The 16531-nt window shown below is 47.9% G+C and carries 13 protein-coding genes; 1 reads left to right on the plus strand and 12 read right to left on the minus strand.

The annotated features are described in order from the left end of the window. Positions 1 to 5 precede the first annotated feature (5 nt). The 11 genes from aat to sstT form a co-directional block, all read right to left on the minus strand. The gene (gene aat, locus Q0274_RS02405) at positions 6 to 689 is read right to left on the minus strand and encodes a leucyl/phenylalanyl-tRNA--protein transferase (RefSeq protein ID WP_298027409.1); all 684 of its coding nucleotides are present in this window, start codon (positions 687 to 689) and stop codon (positions 6 to 8) included. After that, positions 689 to 3070 carry an AAA family ATPase gene (locus tag Q0274_RS02410; protein WP_298027411.1) on the minus strand — a complete coding sequence of 794 codons (2382 nt, stop codon included), beginning with the start codon at positions 3068 to 3070 and terminating at the stop codon, positions 689 to 691. Before Q0274_RS02410 ends, aat begins: the two co-directional genes overlap by 1 nt. Positions 3071 to 3085: 15 nt before the next feature. Next, the gene (locus Q0274_RS02415) at positions 3086 to 3391 is read right to left on the minus strand and encodes an ATP-dependent Clp protease adaptor ClpS (RefSeq protein ID WP_291936640.1); all 306 of its coding nucleotides are present in this window, start codon (positions 3389 to 3391) and stop codon (positions 3086 to 3088) included. After that, positions 3381 to 4079 carry a TlpA family protein disulfide reductase gene (locus Q0274_RS02420; RefSeq protein ID WP_298027413.1) on the minus strand — a complete coding sequence of 233 codons (699 nt, stop codon included), beginning with the start codon at positions 4077 to 4079 and terminating at the stop codon, positions 3381 to 3383. Before Q0274_RS02420 ends, Q0274_RS02415 begins: the two co-directional genes overlap by 11 nt. 55 nt (positions 4080 to 4134) lie before the next feature. Beyond that, entirely contained in the window at positions 4135 to 4599 is a 465-nt protein-coding gene (gene smpB, locus Q0274_RS02425; RefSeq protein ID WP_298027415.1) for an SsrA-binding protein SmpB, read from the minus strand. A gap of 126 nt (positions 4600 to 4725) precedes the next feature. Then, positions 4726 to 5469: a 4-(cytidine 5'-diphospho)-2-C-methyl-D-erythritol kinase gene (locus Q0274_RS02430; RefSeq protein ID WP_298027417.1), complete on the minus strand. Its 744-nt coding sequence runs from the start codon at positions 5467 to 5469 to the stop codon at positions 4726 to 4728. Between the two features lie 802 nt (positions 5470 to 6271). After that, positions 6272 to 7120 (minus strand): tRNA pseudouridine(55) synthase TruB, encoded by an 849-nt coding sequence (truB, locus tag Q0274_RS02435; RefSeq protein WP_298027419.1) that lies wholly within the window; start codon positions 7118 to 7120, stop codon positions 6272 to 6274. Then, positions 7113 to 9173, minus strand: coding sequence for an ATP-dependent helicase (locus Q0274_RS02440; protein WP_298027421.1), 2061 nt, complete (start codon positions 9171 to 9173; stop codon positions 7113 to 7115). Before Q0274_RS02440 ends, truB begins: the two co-directional genes overlap by 8 nt. Further along, the gene (locus Q0274_RS02445; RefSeq protein WP_297949196.1) at positions 9170 to 9577 is read right to left on the minus strand and encodes a hypothetical protein; all 408 of its coding nucleotides are present in this window, start codon (positions 9575 to 9577) and stop codon (positions 9170 to 9172) included. Before Q0274_RS02445 ends, Q0274_RS02440 begins: the two co-directional genes overlap by 4 nt. Position 9578: 1 nt before the next feature. Further along, the gene (locus Q0274_RS02450; RefSeq protein ID WP_298027422.1) at positions 9579 to 11492 is read right to left on the minus strand and encodes a M3 family oligoendopeptidase; all 1914 of its coding nucleotides are present in this window, start codon (positions 11490 to 11492) and stop codon (positions 9579 to 9581) included. A gap of 109 nt (positions 11493 to 11601) precedes the next feature. After that, positions 11602 to 12861 carry a serine/threonine transporter SstT gene (gene sstT, locus Q0274_RS02455; protein ID WP_298027424.1) on the minus strand — a complete coding sequence of 420 codons (1260 nt, stop codon included), beginning with the start codon at positions 12859 to 12861 and terminating at the stop codon, positions 11602 to 11604. Between the two features lie 144 nt (positions 12862 to 13005). Here sstT and metK point away from each other — a divergent pair, with 144 nt between their 5' ends. Further along, positions 13006 to 14205, plus strand: a complete 1200-nt coding sequence (metK, locus tag Q0274_RS02460; RefSeq protein WP_298027426.1) for a methionine adenosyltransferase — start codon at positions 13006 to 13008, stop codon at positions 14203 to 14205. 1058 nt (positions 14206 to 15263) lie between these two features. Here metK and Q0274_RS02465 read toward each other — a convergent pair. Continuing rightward, entirely contained in the window at positions 15264 to 16448 is a 1185-nt protein-coding gene (locus Q0274_RS02465) for a TRAP transporter substrate-binding protein (RefSeq protein WP_298027428.1), read from the minus strand. Between the last annotated feature and the right edge of the window lie 83 nt (positions 16449 to 16531).

The raw sequence follows: 16531 nt of genomic DNA on the forward strand, positions 1-16531 counted from the left end.
TTGGCTCAATGCTGCGCTCCGCGCGGAACTTTAAGATCCGCAAAGCGCCCAAAACCGCTATCTTGCACACTAAGCTCAGCAAACAGAGCGAGGAATTCCGCTCGCGGCATCTCTTTAGCACCCATAAATTTCAGATGCTCGTTCATAATCTGGCAGTCGATTAGAAAGCCGAAATTTGCAAGCACCTCACAAAGCCTAATCAGCGCGACTTTCGAAGCGTTGCTCTTTAGGCTTAGCATACTCTCGCCGCAAAACACACGCCCAAAAATTAGCCCGTATAGCCCGCCCACAAGCTCGCCATCCTCGTACACCTCGACGCTGTGAGCGTAGCCGTCTGCTGCCAAACGTGAGTAAGCCTGCACGATCTGCTCGCTGATCCACGTGCCGTCGCTCTCTTTTTTGCGCACGTCTTTGCAGCGCTCGATGAAGCCCTTAAAATTTGCGTCAAATTTCACTTCATATCGCTTAAGATAGGGCTTGATAGACTTTTGCACACGCACTTCGCGTGGATCAAGTACTGCGCGCGGATCGGGCGACCACCATAAAATCGGCTCATCCTCGTTAAACCACGGAAATATCCCTGCGCTATAAGCGCTAAGCAAGCAGTCCTCGCTCAGATCGCCGCCACTTGCAAGCGGCGCAAAATCGGGTGCATCCATAGGATCTGGAAAATCGTAAAACCGAGCCATTATTTAACGACACTGCTTTGAGCTAGTGCTGGTTGCTTTTTTTCTATCTGTGGCAAAGGCGTAGAAGTAAAGCTAAAGCTTAGCTCGCCATCTTTTACGCTCACGCTAACTAAGCCGCCCTCTTGTAGCGCGCCAAAAAGCAGCTCACCGCTTATGTGATCGCTGATCTGCGAGCTGATCTCGCGCTTTAAATTTCGCGCGCCAAACTCGTCCGAATAGCCGCGCGAGATAATCAAATCTTTTGCTTCCTTGTTTAGGCTAATTTTTACGTTTTTTAGCTGCGACTCTAGCTCGCCGATAGTCTTATCCACGATCTTTTCTAAAATTTCGCCGCTTAAGCGGTTAAAATTTATGATTTTATCGATACGATTGCGAAATTCCGGCGCAAAGAAGCTTCTTATGGCGCTATCTACTTTATAGCTCTCGTCCTTCGTAAATCCAACCTGCGGCGCCTCTTTCGTGCCTAAATTCGACGTCATTATTATGATCGTATTTTTAAAATCGGTCGTAACGCCGTTATTATCGGTAAGGCTTGCGTTATCGAAAATTCCTAAAAAAATATTCGTCATGCTAGGATGAGCTTTTTCTACCTCATCAAATAAAATGACGCTGTAGGGGTGCTTTTTGATGTTATTCGTTAAAATTCCACCGTTTTCAAAGCCCACGTATCCGGGAGGCGCGCCGATGAGCCTTGAGACGCTGTGAGCTTCCATATACTCGCTCATATCATAGCGCTCAAAATGCACTCCAAGCTGCGCGGCTAAGACCTTAGCTAGCTCACTTTTGCCCACGCCGCTACTACCTGCGAACAAAAATACGCCGATTGGGGAGCTTGCGCCTCCAAGCCCGGCGTAAGAGCGCAAAAGTGCCTTGCAAAGGCTGCTAACCGCCTCGTCTTGACCGAAAATTTCACGCTTGATATTAGCTTCCAGATTTTTTAGTACTTGTTTATTATCGACGCTACTGCTTAAATTTGCGATATTCGCGCTAATCGAAAGCGTATTTACCAAATCGTCCTTGCTGATTTCAAGCGGAGCTTCGTACGGTTTAAACGCAAAGCTCGCGCCCACCTCGTCGATGAGATCAATGGCGCTGTCGGGAAGGAATTTATCGCTTTGATATTTTTTAGCAAGCGTTACGCTATCACGCAAAATTTCGTCGCTAAATTTTACGCCGTGAAATTCCTCATATTTTTTGGCTACGCCTTTTAAAATTTCGACGCTATCGTCAATGCTAGGCTCGCTTACATCGATCTTACAAAACCTGCGGCTAAGCGCTTTATCCTGCGAAAACGAGCGGTATTCGCCGTATGTAGTAGCGCCGATGACCGATAGCTCGCCGCTTGCAAGCGAAGGCTTTAGGATGTTTGACATATCAAGTTCGTTGCGATTGCCCGTGCCTGCACCAACGATCGTGTGAATTTCATCGATAAATAAAATCGCGTTTTGATTAGCGCTAAACTCGTCTATGAGATCCTTTAGCCTCTCTTCAAACTCCCCGCGCAGCGTAGTGCCTGCGATTAGCGCGCCAGCATCGAGGGCGTAAATCACCTTATTTTTTAGCTTTTCTGGCACTTCGCCGCGGACGATTTTTAGCGCGATACCCTCGATGATCGCGGTTTTACCAACTCCCGCTTCGCCCACTAAAATCGGATTGTTTTTCTTGCGGCGACAGAGGGTTTGCAGCGTCTTTTCGATCTCTTTTTCGCGCCCGATGAGTGGATCGATCTTACCCTCAAGCGCGATTTTATTGAGGTTTGCCGTATAAAGCGAGCTAGGCGAGTCCTTTTTAATATCGCGCTCATTTATGGCGTCCTTTTCGCCCTCAAACGCAGGCTCAAATTCCGTATTCTGCCACTGTCTGCGGCTTTCGTCGTAATTCATCGCATGCGTGATATCGTCGATATCGTATGAGTTTAGCTTAATCGCTGCGGCTTCGTCGCGAGAAACGACCTCATCACGGTGATCGAAAGCGGATTTGTACTTTCTCACGATGAGCTCAAAAATCGCGGCATTGATACCGTAGTGATTTAAAATTTTAGTGCAGTCGTTTTCCTTATCATTTAAAATTTTAAGCATAAAATCGAGCTCGTTTTTAGGCTCTTTAGCGTTATTTAATTCGGTATAGAACTGCTTAAATTCTATCGTCTGCACCGGATCCTTACCGCTTGATTTAGGCATCATATCCAAAAGCCCGCCCAGATTATCCAAGATATTTAGGTAGTTAATATCCGGAATTTCTTTGGCGATGAGCCCATGGAAGGGCTTATTGTATTTAAAAATCGCATAAACTACGTGCGAAGTAGTGATGTATTCGTCCTCGCCGTCGTTTGCGACGCTGATTGCTTGTTCAAAATGTTTGTTTAAAAAAAATCCTATCATTGCTTTCCTTTAAATTTAATCCTCTTCGATCTCACATCTAAGAGGGAATCCTGCGGCCTTTGCCGCTTGTAAAACCGCTTGTTGCTTGCACTCGGCTATCTCTTTAGGATACGCGCCGCAAACCGCGCGACCCTGCTTGTGCACTTTCATCATTAAATCTACGGCATCGTTAAAGTTTTTGGCGAAAATCTCCATCAAAATATAAACCACGAAATCCATCGTCGTCACGTCGTCGTTTAGTAAAATCACCTTATACGGGCGAGGCACGAAAGATTTTGTTTTGGCGCGAGTGTGAATCTGCACGCCGGTTTTAGTTGCCATTTTTTATCCTGGCGATATCGCTTTTTATCACATCAGTATCGACCATGCCTAAGTAATACGGCTTGCCCCGCTCATCGCCCTCGTTAATGTCGGTAAGCCTTTGATATTTTCCGTCTTTAAGTACTACCTTAAAAGGGATCGAAAGCGCGTGGCGATAACCGATGTCGCTTAAAATTTGACCCACTATGCGCTCGTTCTGTTTTGAATTGGAGATGAAATAATATGCGTTAAATTTTTTCGTAAAATTTTCGATCACTTGCGCATCGGTAATGTCCTCGAAATAAATCAAGCCGACCATCAGAAAATCCGCTGAATTTTTTAGCTGAAAGTCCATCAGATGCGGCGCTTCGATGCGGCACGGCTGGCAATACGTACCGAAAATATCAAACATTAAAATTTTATTGCTGTCCGCGAGCTTAAAGCCCTTTTCTGTGCGCTCGATCGTTACCTCGCCGCCTACGACGCTTTTAAGCGTAAATCGTTCGCCCGTTTTAAACGGCATAAAAGCTACCTCCTCGCCGCTCTCGCCGCCGATACGCTCGCCATTTTTATCTTGAGCGGAATTTTTTGCCATCTGATTCTCGCTCGCGGCAGGATTCTCGCCCGCAGAGCCCGTCTTTTTCTGCGAATCATCTCCGCAGCCACTTAAGACAAAAATCGCCAAACATAATAGTAAAAATTTCTTCATTCAATTTCCTTCGGGTTTAAATTTAAGCCCGCATTTTAACCAAAGTTTTGTGAATTTAAAATGAATGCTTGTCGTATCGCTTCATCGCACTTTGCGCTTCGCGATCGGCTTCCTTACGCTTTAGCGATTCACGCTTATCGTGCAAATTTTTGCCACTAGCCAAAGCGATGCGCGCCTTTACGCGGTTTTTATCATTGAGATACAGCGACAAAACCACGATGGTAAGGCCCTCTTTGCTAACCGCGCCAAGCAGCTTGTCGATCTGCTTTCTGTGCATCAAAAGCTTTCGCACTGCCCCTTCGTCTGGACGAAAATGGGCGTTGGTGCTTTCAAGATAGCTGATATGCGCATTTAGCAAAAACAGCTCGCCGCGGATCACGCGACAAAAGCTATCTTTGAGATTGCCCCTGCCCGCGCGCAGAGCTTTGACCTCGCTACCCTTTAGCACGATGCCCGCTTCAAAGCTTTCAAGTATCGTAAAATCGTGAAATGCCTTGCGATTTTTACTCAGTTCTTTCATCTTTTTCCTTCTAAATTTAGCCCTAAGCTTAGCCCGTTTTTGCTTAAATTTAAAAGCGGGCGAGCGAAATTTTAAATTTTATATTTCAATTTAGCTTTTAAATTTTAACCGCGCGCCTTGGAATTCTTATTTTAAGAAAAACACGCTGCTGCCGCTGCCGCTTAGAAACATATCGCGATACTTGCTCATCTGCGGATATAGCTTTATGCACGGCGCGAAAAGATCATTTAACACAAAGCCGTCGTATCGCGCTAGCAGCTGTTCGCTGCTTAAACTCAACATCTCTTGCGCCTGCGCGACGTTTATATTTTGCATAAAGCTTGCGCGAAACTCATTATAAACCGCGCCGGTGGAGCAAAAGATCGCGGGCGTTAAAATTTCGATCGCGGGCAGGCGGTCCTCGAAAGGCTCGATGATCTCGCCGATACCGCGCACGTTTGCGGCCTCAAGCCCGCTAACAAAAAACGCGACGTCCGCGCCGATACTTTGCGCGATTTTAGTAAGCCGCTCGCGCGGAATTTTTAAGCTTAATTCCTCGTTCGCAAGCCACAAAAAGGCCGCCGCATCGCTACTGCCGCCCCCAAGACCGGCACCGATCGGAATATGTTTTTTAAGCACGATCTTATGCGAGCTGAAAAATTCCGCAAGCTCGCGCGCAAAGCCCGCCTGCTCAAGCGCCGCCTTGGCCTTTAAAATTATGTTATCCGCGATCTGCGCGGTGTCGCATTCAAGCGCAAAGCCGCTCGCTCGCTCAAAGCTTATCTCATCAAATAGCTCCCTGCGCAGCACGAAGCGCGAGGCGATCTCGTGGTAGCCGCCGCGCATGCCGACGACTTTTAAAAAAACATTGATCTTTGCATAAGCTTTCAAAATTTTACTCCTTCTGCGCTTTGGCGCACTTGCGTTAAATTTAACCCGCAGCAAGCTCATCTAGTGCGATTAAAATTTCAAATCCGCGCGCGAATTAAATTTCAGCCCGCGGCAAGCCCAGTGCAATCAAAATTCAAAACCGCGTTCCGTGAAGTGCGCGCCGCGGAATTTAACCCGCGATCGCGGCGCCCGATACGTAAATTTTATAAAGCGCGAAATTTTAATCCGCAACGTACGCGGCCAAATTTCAGCCCGCGGCGCAAATCTATCTCATAGATTAAAATTCCAAGCCGACAAAATTCTAGCCGCGCTGTGCTAAATCGCAAATTTAGCTTGGCGGTATGCCGCCCGCTGCAAAATCAAACCCGTCGGCGCAGACTACGCATTACCGCGAGCTAAAATTTCATTCGGCAGAGGCCGCTTGCTGCGCCGCAATAAGCCCCGACCTGCGCGCTTTGTAAATCGCGAAATTTTAATCTCGCGGCGCGTTGTAATCGCGCACCGAAAAGCAAATCGAAACGCCGCTCCGCCGGATCCGCCACGTTTAAATTTAGCCCCGCGGATTTATGCCTTTCGCGAGAGCGTCGCCTGCCTAGCCGCACGTTTAAATTTACGCCGCCTGAGGCAGATTTTGCGATCCGTGCGCAACAAAAAAGCGTGACGCTCGCTACTCCGCACGATAAAATTTAACCGCACATAGCAGCGCGCTATGCGGTTAAATTTAAACGCTTAAGCCAAGCGCTGTGCAAATATGAGCCGCACCGCAAACACATGACGCAAGCTGCACGACCGATCTTGCGGCTTAAAACCCACCGCCTGCGATCGGAACGTCGTTCCAAAGATAGCGCACCTCGCCCGAGCTTATCTCGATGATCGAGTAAAAATCGCCGCAGATAAGCAGATAGCGCCCGTCTGCGCGGCTCGCCAGATCCTTTGCGGCAAGCTTTTTGCCCAAGATCACGTCGCGCGCGTCGCCGTCGTAAAAGTTTGGCGCAAGGTCCAAAAACTCGAGCGGATTTAGTGCTGTCTCATCCGCAAAGCGCGGATCTTGCAGGTCAAAAACTCCCTCACTCTCCCGCCTAAGCGCGCTTAGCGTGCCCGTGGCGCCTAGCTTTTCTGCTAAAATTTGCGCAAAAGAGCGCACGTAGCCGCCTTCGCTGAGTGCGACGCGAAAGCTCACGAAGGGGTGAGCGTAGTTTAAAATTTCGGCATCAAAAACCCGCATCGAACTCTCTTTCAAGCTCACCTCTTCGCCCGCGCGAGCGAGCTTGTATGCGCGCACGCCGTTAATTTTCTTGGCGCTGAAAGCGGGCGGGATAAATTTTATCTCGCCGCGCATTTGCGCCATCGCGGCGTCTAAAACCTCTCGCGAAAGTGGCGGGATTTGTTCCACGCGCTCCATGTTTTCATTATCGCCGCTTGGGCTTTGCGCGCCCAGCCACAGCGTCGCGACGTAGATTTTTGGCTCCTTTTTTAAAAACCTAAAAAAGCGCGCGTATTGCCCGAATGCCACGATCAGCGCACCGCTCGCGAAAGGATCGAGCGTGCCGCTAAAGCCAGCCTTTTTCACGCCGTATTTGCGCTTAAGAGCGCTTAAAAATTTATTGCTGCCGATGCCCGCGGGCTTGTCCGTCAAAAACAATCTATTCATAAGAGCCGATCTTTTCTACGAAATTTGACATTATCACGCGCGAAATTCCGCCGAAATTTATCGTGAGTCGGTCGCCGTTTACCGCCGTAATCTGTCCGATGCCAAAGAGTTTATGTTTGATCAGCTCGCCCTTGCTAAAGCCGCTACTTTGCTCGCGCGGCGGCTCTTTAGCCACCAAACCCGCCTCGGCTATAAACCTGCTAGCATCGAGCCTCTCGCGCTTGCCGCGATAAAAACGGCTAGCGGCAAAGCTAAGCGTAAGCGTGCGCTTGGCACGCGTAATCGCTACGTATGCGAGCCTACGCTCCTCCTCGATGTCGCTACTGTCGCCCAAAAGCGGGAAAAACCCCTCCTCCAGCCCGATTACGAAAAGATGCTCGAACTCAAGCCCCTTGCTTGCGTGCACGCTCATTATATTTATCGCATCGCCCATGATGGCGTCCTGATCGCTAAGAAGGCTTAGTTCGTTTAAAAATTCCGCCAGATCAAAATCGGGCTTATTGCTCGCCTCATCCTTCAGCATAGCCAAAAACTCGTCGATGTTCGCTACCCGATCGGCGCCGTCCGGAAGCGAGGCGTAGTAAGCCTTTAGCCCGAAAGCGGGCTCTAGAGCGTCTATTTTTTTGATAGTATCGGCTAGCGCGGAGATAGAAGCGATACCGCTTTTAAGCTCGGCTAGAGCCTGCGCCGCCTTGGCGCTAAGCCCCGCGTCAGGCTCGCTAAAAGCGTCAAATAGACTGATAAGTCGCAGGCGCGAAAGCTCCTCGAGCTTTGCTAGCGAGACCTTGCCGATACCGCGCTTGGGCACGTTTATGATCCGCCTCATCGAAAAGTCGTCGTGCTCGTCGTTTACTAAGCGCAGATAGGCGATCGTATCCTTGATCTCGGCGCGCTCGTAAAATTTCACGCCGCCTACCATTTTATACGGGATTTTGGCGCGATTCAGCCCCTCTTCCAGCGCGCGCGAAAGAGCGTTTACGCGGTAAAGCACGGCGATTTGAGAGGGCGCTACGCCGCTTGAAAGCAGCTTTTTGATAGCTTCTGCGATCTTTGCCGCTTCGATACTCTCCTCGTCTGAACGCAAAATTTCGATCTTTTCGCCCCCGCCGTTCATGCTAGTAAGACTCTTGCCGAGACGGTTTTTGTTATGCGAGATGAGCTCGTTGGCGGCATTTAAAATTTCATCCGTGGAGCGGTAGTTCTGCTCGAGTTTGATAAATTTTACGTTTGAGAACTGATCTTTAAAATTTAAGATATTTTCTATCCGTGCGCCGCGCCAGCCGTAGATACTCTGATCGTCATCGCCCACCACCGCGAGGTTTTCGTGCGCGGCACAAAGCTTTTGCAGCAGTTTGAATTGAATGTCGTTGGTGTCCTGATACTCATCCACCGTGATATAGGCGTAACGGCGCGAAATTTCATCGCATAGCCGCTCATTCGCGCTTAAAATTTTATACGGCAATATCAGCAGATCATCGAAATCCACAAGATTATTTGCCGCCAAATACGCCTCGTAGCGTTTATATGCATCAGCGCAATGCGCGTAAAATCCGCTATACATCCTGCTTAGCTCATCCTCCTCGCCCTTTAGAAGCTCGTCGATATCTTTGGGGCCGATTAGGGAATTTTTGTAGGTTGAAATTTTAGCCGCCAATAGCGACGTGGGCAAATTTATCTCAAAGCCCTTGATGATCTTTTTCTTATCGTCGGTATCGATTACTTGGAAGTTTGCGCTACGCCCAAGCTCGCTAATATGAAATTTCAAAAACAAAAGCCCAAATTTATGAAAGGTGCACAGAAGCGGCACGCTGCTTAAATTTAGCCCGCTTATCAGATTAAGCGCTCGCGAGCGCATCTCGGCGGCGGCTTTATTCGTAAACGTAAGCGTGAGAGTATTCTCCGCAGGCACGCCGTTTGATAGCAGATAGGCAAGTCGCGCGGTGATCGTTTTGGTTTTGCCACTACCAGCACCCGCTAAGATTAGCATCGCTCCGTCCACATGGCTCGCAGCCTCGCGCTGAGCGGGATTAAGACCCTCTAAAATATCGCTCATTTTGAGAAAATTTTACGCGATTTTTCGCGCTTAAGCCACTCGGACTCGGGACGAGAAAAATTTACCGCGATAGGCTTGCCGTCCACGACGATCTGTAAGACCGCGTAAAACGGCACGCTAAGCGTGCTTGCAAAATCCTGCGGCCCAAATCCCGCCTCGAAAACCAGCTCATCCTTGCTAAGGTGCGCGCTAGAAAGCGTGTATTCCTCCAGCTGCAAAAAGATCGCGGGCATTTTGAAGCTTTTTAAAATTTCCTCCGGCAGCGGCGGGTCAAATTTTATCTGATCCGTCCTCACAACGATGCCAAATCCGCATCCAAGAGCCAAAACGTAATCCAAAACCGCGCCTATATTTGCGCTGCTCGCAGCGATAAATTTATCGTCTTTTAAAATTTTATCTATCATCCTAACCCCTTACAAACTCATCTACAAGCGCCGCGACCTGCTCTATGCCGATGCGCCAAAATTCGCTTTTATTGATGTCAAAGCCGAATTTCGCCACCAGCTTTTGCGGCGCGTCGCTGCCGCCCGAGCTTAAAAACTCGGTGTAAATTTGAACGAAATTTTCGAGCCTGCCGCTCTTATACAGCCCGTAAAGCGCGAGCACCAAAAGCTGCGCATAGGCGTAGGAGTAGCAGTAAAACGGCGTGTGAACGAAGTGTGGGATGTAGCTCCACCAGCTTTTGTAATGATCCTGCAAGATTAGCTCGCCGGCAAACATCTTGCGCGACTCCTCCATCCAAAGCTCACCCACCTGCTCAACGCTTAGCTCATCCGCACTCGCATGCACGCGCCGCTCAAAGGTCGTAAATCCGATCTGGCGGTAAAGCGTAGCGAAGATATCCTCGATCTTTGCCGCAAGCATCGCTCTTAGCGCAGTCTTATCGCTTGCGGTCTGCGAGAGCGTATCCGTATCGCGCGCTGCAAGCTCGCACGAACCCGCAAAGTCTTGCGAGGCGGCATGTTTTACGGCGCGCTCGTTTGGAATTTTACCGCCCTGAGCCTCTTGCGGAGCGTCGCGCTTTAAATTTTGCGAGCCGTCCGAGGCGGCGGCATTTTTTAAATTCGACAAGCCGTTTAAATTTGAAAAATTTTCGCGCATATAATCAAACACCAGCATCTCGCAGAAAACCGACGCAGTCTCCGCCGTCGTTAGCGGCGTGAAGGAGTTAAAATAGCCCACGCCGTAGCTTAGATACTGATGTATCGCGTGTCCCAGCTCGTGCGCGAGGGTAAATACGTCGCGGCGCTTGCGGGTAAAATTTAAAAGCACGAAAGGGTGAGTATCGCGCGAGCCCGAATGCGAAAATGCACCGCTTTGCTTATTTTGCGCGGGCATCGCGTCAATCCAGTTTCGCTCAAATGCGATCAGCGCAATCTGCTTAAATTTCGGGCTAAATTTTTCAAATGCTGCTAGCACGATCTGCTTAGCCTGCTCGAAGCTAAACTCGCTTTCATCGCCCTCAAGCGGCGCGTATCTGTCGTAATCATACAGCGCGTCGTAGCCTAAAATTTCGCGCTTTTTGGCGTAAAATTTGCCGACTAGATCGAAGCTTCGCTCCGTCTCTGCGATCAGTGCATCGACGCTTGCGATGTTTATCTGATTTTCCTCGTGCATCACCGCCTCGGCTTTATCGTAGCCGCGCAGCTCGCAGCGAATTTTGAGATCGGTTTTGATCATATTGTAGATATAACCAAGCAGGTGAGAGTTCTGCTCTAGCACCGCGCTTAGCGAAGCTGCGGCGTCCTTTCGCACCTCGCGATCGGAGCTATGAAGCAGGCTTAAAATTTCCTCCTCGCCAAGCTTTTGCCCGCGAAAATCAAAGCTCATCCGTGCCATACTTTCGTCAAAAAGTCGCGAAAACGCTTCGCCGCTTACGGGCGAAGTTTTTAAAAGCACACTTTCTTGCGGCAAGCTTAGCTGGTGGGCCTTGCGCTGCTTAAGTAGGCTCAAATAATATCTGAATCTCCCGCCCCCTGCGATAAACTCGTCCTGTTTTGCGGCGTCAAGCTCGTTAAACTCGAGCTCGAAAAAGAGCAGGCTCTGCGAAATGTCGTTGCAAGCCTGCTCCGTCTTGGCCTGCTGCGCCCCAAGGCTCGTATCTCGCGCAAATCTAAGATGCGCAAAGCTCATTATCTTGCCGATCTGCTCGCTGATGCTCTCATAAAGCTCAAGCGCGCCCAAAAATTTCTCCGCGCTAAGGGCTTGCAGCTTATCTTTAAATTTAAGCTCAAAATCCATAGCCTGCGCGGAGGCACTATCTATCGCGGCGCTAAATTCCGCCTCGTTTGCAAACAGCTCGCCTAAATTCCAATTCATCGTTTTCCTTTTAAAATTTTTGGATAATTTTATCAAAAAAGAATAAGTAAAATTTTAAAAACCGCAAATCCGCCGCACGGACGGAATTTGCGGTAAATTTTAAGGTGAGTTATTTTTGCATACTTTGCGACGCGATCGCCGTAAAAATCACGTCCGTGGAGCTATTGATCGCGGTTTCTACCGAATCTTGGATCACACCGATGATGAAGCCGATCGCGACCACCTGCATTGCGATGTCGTTTGAGATATTAAAGAGCGAACACGCAAGCGGTATCAGCATCAATGAGCCGCCGGGTACGCCGCTAGCGCCACACGCACCGACCGCCGAGACCACGCAAAGCAGTAGCGCCGTCCAAAAATCGGGACGCACGCCAAGCGTATGAGCCGCAGCAAGCGCTAAAATCGCGATTACCACCGCAGCGCCCGCCATATTTATCGTAGCTCCCAAAGGGATCGAGATTGAGCTTAGCTCATCGCTGATGCCGAGCTTTTTGCATAAATTTAAATTTACGGGGATATTCGCCGCCGAGCTGCGGGTGAAAAACGCCGTGAGGCCGCTTTCGCGCAGGCAGGTAAATACGAGAGGATACGGATTTTTCTTAATCACCGCAAAGACGATGAGCGGATTTACCACGAGGGCTACGAACGCCATCGCACCTACTAGCACGACTACTATTCGCACGTATCCAAGCAGCGCATCGACACCGGTTTGATACACGGTAGAAGCTACTAGACCGAAAATTCCAAACGGCGCGAGTTGGATTACGAACTGCACGATTTTGGTTACCGCTTCGCTCAGATCGGTAAAAATTTTCTTTGTTTCGTTGGTACAAAATTTAAGCGCGATGCCAAGACCTATCGCCCATGTTAAAATTCCTACGTAGTTTCCGTGCGCGATAGCGTTTAGCGGATTATCTACGACCTTAAAAAGCAGATCTTTTAGCACGATCCAAACGCTCGCAGGGACCGCATTTTCTGCCGCACCGACATTACTTAGAGCAAGATCCGTCGGGAATAAAAAGCTAGCTGCTACCCCCACGCACGAGGCTAAAAAGGTGCCTACGATATATAGGACGACTACGCGTTTTAAGCCGCTTGCGCTGCCGTATTGTTTATTTACGATCGAACTTAAAATCAAGATAAAAACTAAAATCGGAGCTACCGCTTTAAGGGCACCTACGAATAAATTTCCTAAAATTTCCGCAAAAGCTACTACGTTTATTAAAAACGAAGTGTGCTCTGCCGCAATATCGCCTGCCGTCGAACGCGCAGCAAAGCCCAAAATAGCGCCTATTATCAAACCCGTAACTATGCGCAGAACTAGATTTTTATCTTTGTAGCTGGCTACTAATTTTTGAATCGAACTCATTTTTTACCTTTCAATCAAAACGTCGTTTGAAATATATCGAAATTTTATTTAAGCACATTTAAATTTGGGCGAAATTTCGTAATTTTTAGTTAATCTTAAAACCTCGTTAGATAAAATGCCCCGAAATTTTAATCAGGAGCGGATATGTATCTTTTCACAAGCGAAGTAGTAAGCCCAGGACATCCCGATAAATGCGCCGATATCATCGCAGACAGCATCGTGGATGAAATTTTAAAGCAAGATCCCAACGGACGCGTCGCGGCGGAGGTTTTCATCGCGGGAAAACACGTAGTAATCGGCGGCGAAGTAAATGCCAAGATCGATTTTACTCACGACGATTACCGCCACATCGTAAAGGGCGCGCTTAGCGAGATCGGCTACAACGACAACCCCTACTTTACGCGCGCACAGTGCCTGCATCCGCAGGATCTGCAAGTAGACGTATTTTTAAACCAGCAAAGCCCCGACATCAACCAAGGCGTCGATCAAGAGGGCGGCGAGATCGGAGCGGGGGATCAGGGCATAATGTTCGGCTTCGCAAGCTGCGAGACGAAAAATTTTATGCCGGCGGCGATCACCTACGCGAGGCTTCTTTGCGATCACGTTTATGCCTACGCAAAGTCCCACCCTAACGAGCTTGGCGTCGATATTAAGACGCAAGTTAGCGTCGATTACGGCACGAAGAGCAATTTTGAGGAGTGCAAGCCGCAAAGCATCCATACGATCGTGGTTTCCGCGCCATGCGTCGAGAGCATGAGTATCGAGCGCGTCCGAGATCTGATCGGAAATTTAATCGATTCGGCGGGGCTTCCGAAGGAGCTTTACGACAAAAGCAAAACGATCATCTACATCAATCCTACCGGCCGCTACGTAAATCATAGCTCGCTTCACGACAGCGGCCTAACGGGGCGCAAGCTAATCGTAGATAGTTTCGGCGGCTACAGCCCTATAGGTGGCGGCGCTCAAAGCAGCAAAGACTACACCAAGGTCGATCGCAGCGGGCTTTACGCGGCGCGTTACATCGCCAAAAACATCGTCGCGGCGGGGCTTGCAAAAAAATGCATCGTCCAGCTCAGCTACGCAATCGGCGTCGCAAAGCCCGTCAGCGTCAGCGTCGATTGCATGGGGACGAATTTAGGCGCGGCGAGCGACGATGAGTTGTCCGCTTTCGTGCTTGAAAAATTCCCGCTCACTCCGCGCTGGATCATCGATAAATTCGGTCTTGATCGCCCCGGCAAAGAAAGCTTTCTCTACGCCGACGTCGCCGCACGCGGACAGGTCGGAAACGACGAATATCCGTGGGAGCAGCTTGATAGCGTGGAGCTTTTTAAGGCTTTGAAATAAAATTTTACGCTTTGCAGTAGTGCCTTTTTAGCTTACGACATTCGCTAGGCTTGCAGCAGCGAGCCTAGCTCAATATTCTACGCGGCTTTGCATGCCGTGTAGTTTTATCGCATCCCAAAAAAATAGCGTTGCGGCAAAATTCTGTATCAAAATTCTAAGCCGTGAAATTTAAGAGTTTTTGCAGGTAGAATTGAATTTTAAAATTTTAAGCCCAGCTCGCGCAAAATTTTAAAATTTACGCGGTGAAATTCCAAGGCTGAGCCCGTCTAGTTTAGTGATAAATTCTAACTAGAGCAGGCTTTAAAAAAATTTTCACGCAAGCTTTTAAATTTACAATCGCTTAAAATGAAATTTGACCTATAAAATTTTTTCTAACGCGCTTTTTACTTAATCTCCGAAGGAAAAAATTTTAAATTCTCCTTACTTATGATATTTAAGCGTGTAAATTTTAAAATTTTGCATTTTATTTGAAGTTTGCCACTTTTATTTAGCAAGAAAACCCGAAGCAAATTTCATTTAAAAGCGGCATTTGCAAGATAAAAGCGCTGAAATTTTAAAATATGGAATTTATGAACTCTACTAATTTAAAATCTCAGATTGGCATGCTTCGTCAAAGCTCCTCCGCTAACTACGCGAAATGAAAAAGCAAGATTAAATTCTCTCTCGCTCAATGTCACTCGCAAGCAAGCACGGCGGAATATCAAGCCTAAATAACGCAAAAGATAAAAGAATAAAGCAAAAAAGAGGAGGCTTGGAGCTTGATAAAATTCTAGCCTTGTGTGGCGGCGACCGAGTGGCTTTCAAACTAGGCTTTAAACGCAGTGATGCAAATTGCACGCCTTAACTTAAATGCTAAAGCAGCGATAAAATTTTATCGCTGCTTTCATAAATTAAAATTTTAAAGATACTGCCAAACTACGCAGCTGCAATAAATAAATCGCCTGCATTTTAATCACCCGCATCTCGCCTAAATTGCCGATCAAATTTAAGCCGCATACACCTTTATCTGGCGCTTAGTTTAGCCGCGCGGCATAAAAACGCAGCTAAAAAATGAAGCACTATTTCGTCTGATTATCCTCGTTTTTTGGTGCGGCAATGCTTGCATTTATCTCGCTGGCTGCGCTATTTACAGGCTCAGGAACAGAGATTTTTTTCACCGAAGCGGTGAAATTCTGCTCGGCTTCAACGTCGCCCGTTTTTTCGATATATGTAAAATCGCCCATCTTCGTCCATGTTCTAGCTTTAGCTAAAAACGCCTTTTGGCTCTCCCAAATCTCTTTGAAATCGGGATTTTTCTCGCTTTCTTCGGCTAAAATTTCATCCGTCGCCTTGCGAAGCGCACGCATAATTTCAGGCGAAAAAGAGCGAATCTGAACGTTCGGATATTTCTTTTTGATCTCGTCCCAAATTATTACGTTTTTATAAAACGTCTCGTTTTCTGCGTATTCGCGCGCCTTTGCGATAGAGGCTTCCAGGATATTTTGCAAATCCTTAGGAAGCTTCTGCCAAGTTTGTAGATTTATCACTATCTGCTGCTCGCTAGCGGGTTCTTGCCATCCCGTATAATAGTAATTTGCGACCTTGTGAAAGCCTAGAGGTATATCAAAGCTAGGACTTGCCCACTCGACCGCATCGATAGTACCCATCTCTAGCGCCATATATAGCTCACCTACCGGTATCGTAGCGACTGCGACGCCAAGGCGGCTCATAACCTCCCCGCCAAAGCTTGGAATTCTAAATTTAAGCCCTTTTAAATCGTCTAGCGTATTAATCTCTTTTTTAAACCAACCACCCATCTGCATACCGCTATTTAGGATATTAAAGACCTTTAGATTGCTTTTAGCATAGAATTTATCGGCTAGCTCCTTGCCTCCGCCGAAGTAATACCAAGCGTGCTGTTCGTCTTTCGTCATACCAAAAGGCACCGTCGTAAACAGCATATTTGCGCTATTTTTACCTTTATAATAGTAGCTCGCAGTATAGCCTAAATCGTATTGTCCGTTTTTGACCATATCATAGATTGCAAAAGGCGCTTTATGCTTGCTAGGCGCGTCGATGCTGATTTTCAGCCTGCCATCAGACATACTATCTGCAAGATCTGCCATACGCTTGGCGACATCGCCTACGATAGGCATACTAAGCTCGTAAGTCTGAGCTAGCTTAAGGCGATAAACTTTCTTATCCGCGCCCCACAGCGACGTGGCTATAATCAAACTTAATCCGACAAGAATCGATTTTTTCATATACTACTCCCAAAATGAAATGGTGCGAATTTTATATAAAATCATCTAAATTCACGCTTTTATAACTAGCTTTTAAGCGAAAT

This window comes from uncultured Campylobacter sp., assembly GCF_937973075.1.
Lineage (GTDB): Bacteria > Campylobacterota > Campylobacteria > Campylobacterales > Campylobacteraceae > Campylobacter_B.

Coding starts and splice junctions, on each gene's coding strand:
- truB (WP_298027419.1), bottom strand. CDS start 7,120: ATGAATAGATTGTTTTTGACGGACAAGCCCGCGGGCATCGGCAGCAAT.
- Q0274_RS02445 (WP_297949196.1), bottom strand. CDS start 9,577: ATGATAGATAAAATTTTAAAAGACGATAAATTTATCGCTGCGAGCAGC.
- sstT (WP_298027424.1), bottom strand. CDS start 12,861: ATGAGTTCGATTCAAAAATTAGTAGCCAGCTACAAAGATAAAAATCTA.
- Q0274_RS02440 (WP_298027421.1), bottom strand. CDS start 9,173: ATGAGCGATATTTTAGAGGGTCTTAATCCCGCTCAGCGCGAGGCTGCG.
- smpB (WP_298027415.1), bottom strand. CDS start 4,599: ATGAAAGAACTGAGTAAAAATCGCAAGGCATTTCACGATTTTACGATA.
- metK (WP_298027426.1), top strand. CDS start 13,006: ATGTATCTTTTCACAAGCGAAGTAGTAAGCCCAGGACATCCCGATAAA.
- Q0274_RS02420 (WP_298027413.1), bottom strand. CDS start 4,079: ATGAAGAAATTTTTACTATTATGTTTGGCGATTTTTGTCTTAAGTGGC.
- Q0274_RS02465 (WP_298027428.1), bottom strand. CDS start 16,448: ATGAAAAAATCGATTCTTGTCGGATTAAGTTTGATTATAGCCACGTCG.
- Q0274_RS02410 (WP_298027411.1), bottom strand. CDS start 3,070: ATGATAGGATTTTTTTTAAACAAACATTTTGAACAAGCAATCAGCGTC.
- Q0274_RS02415 (WP_291936640.1), bottom strand. CDS start 3,391: ATGGCAACTAAAACCGGCGTGCAGATTCACACTCGCGCCAAAACAAAA.
- Q0274_RS02450 (WP_298027422.1), bottom strand. CDS start 11,492: ATGAATTGGAATTTAGGCGAGCTGTTTGCAAACGAGGCGGAATTTAGC.
- aat (WP_298027409.1), bottom strand. CDS start 689: ATGGCTCGGTTTTACGATTTTCCAGATCCTATGGATGCACCCGATTTT.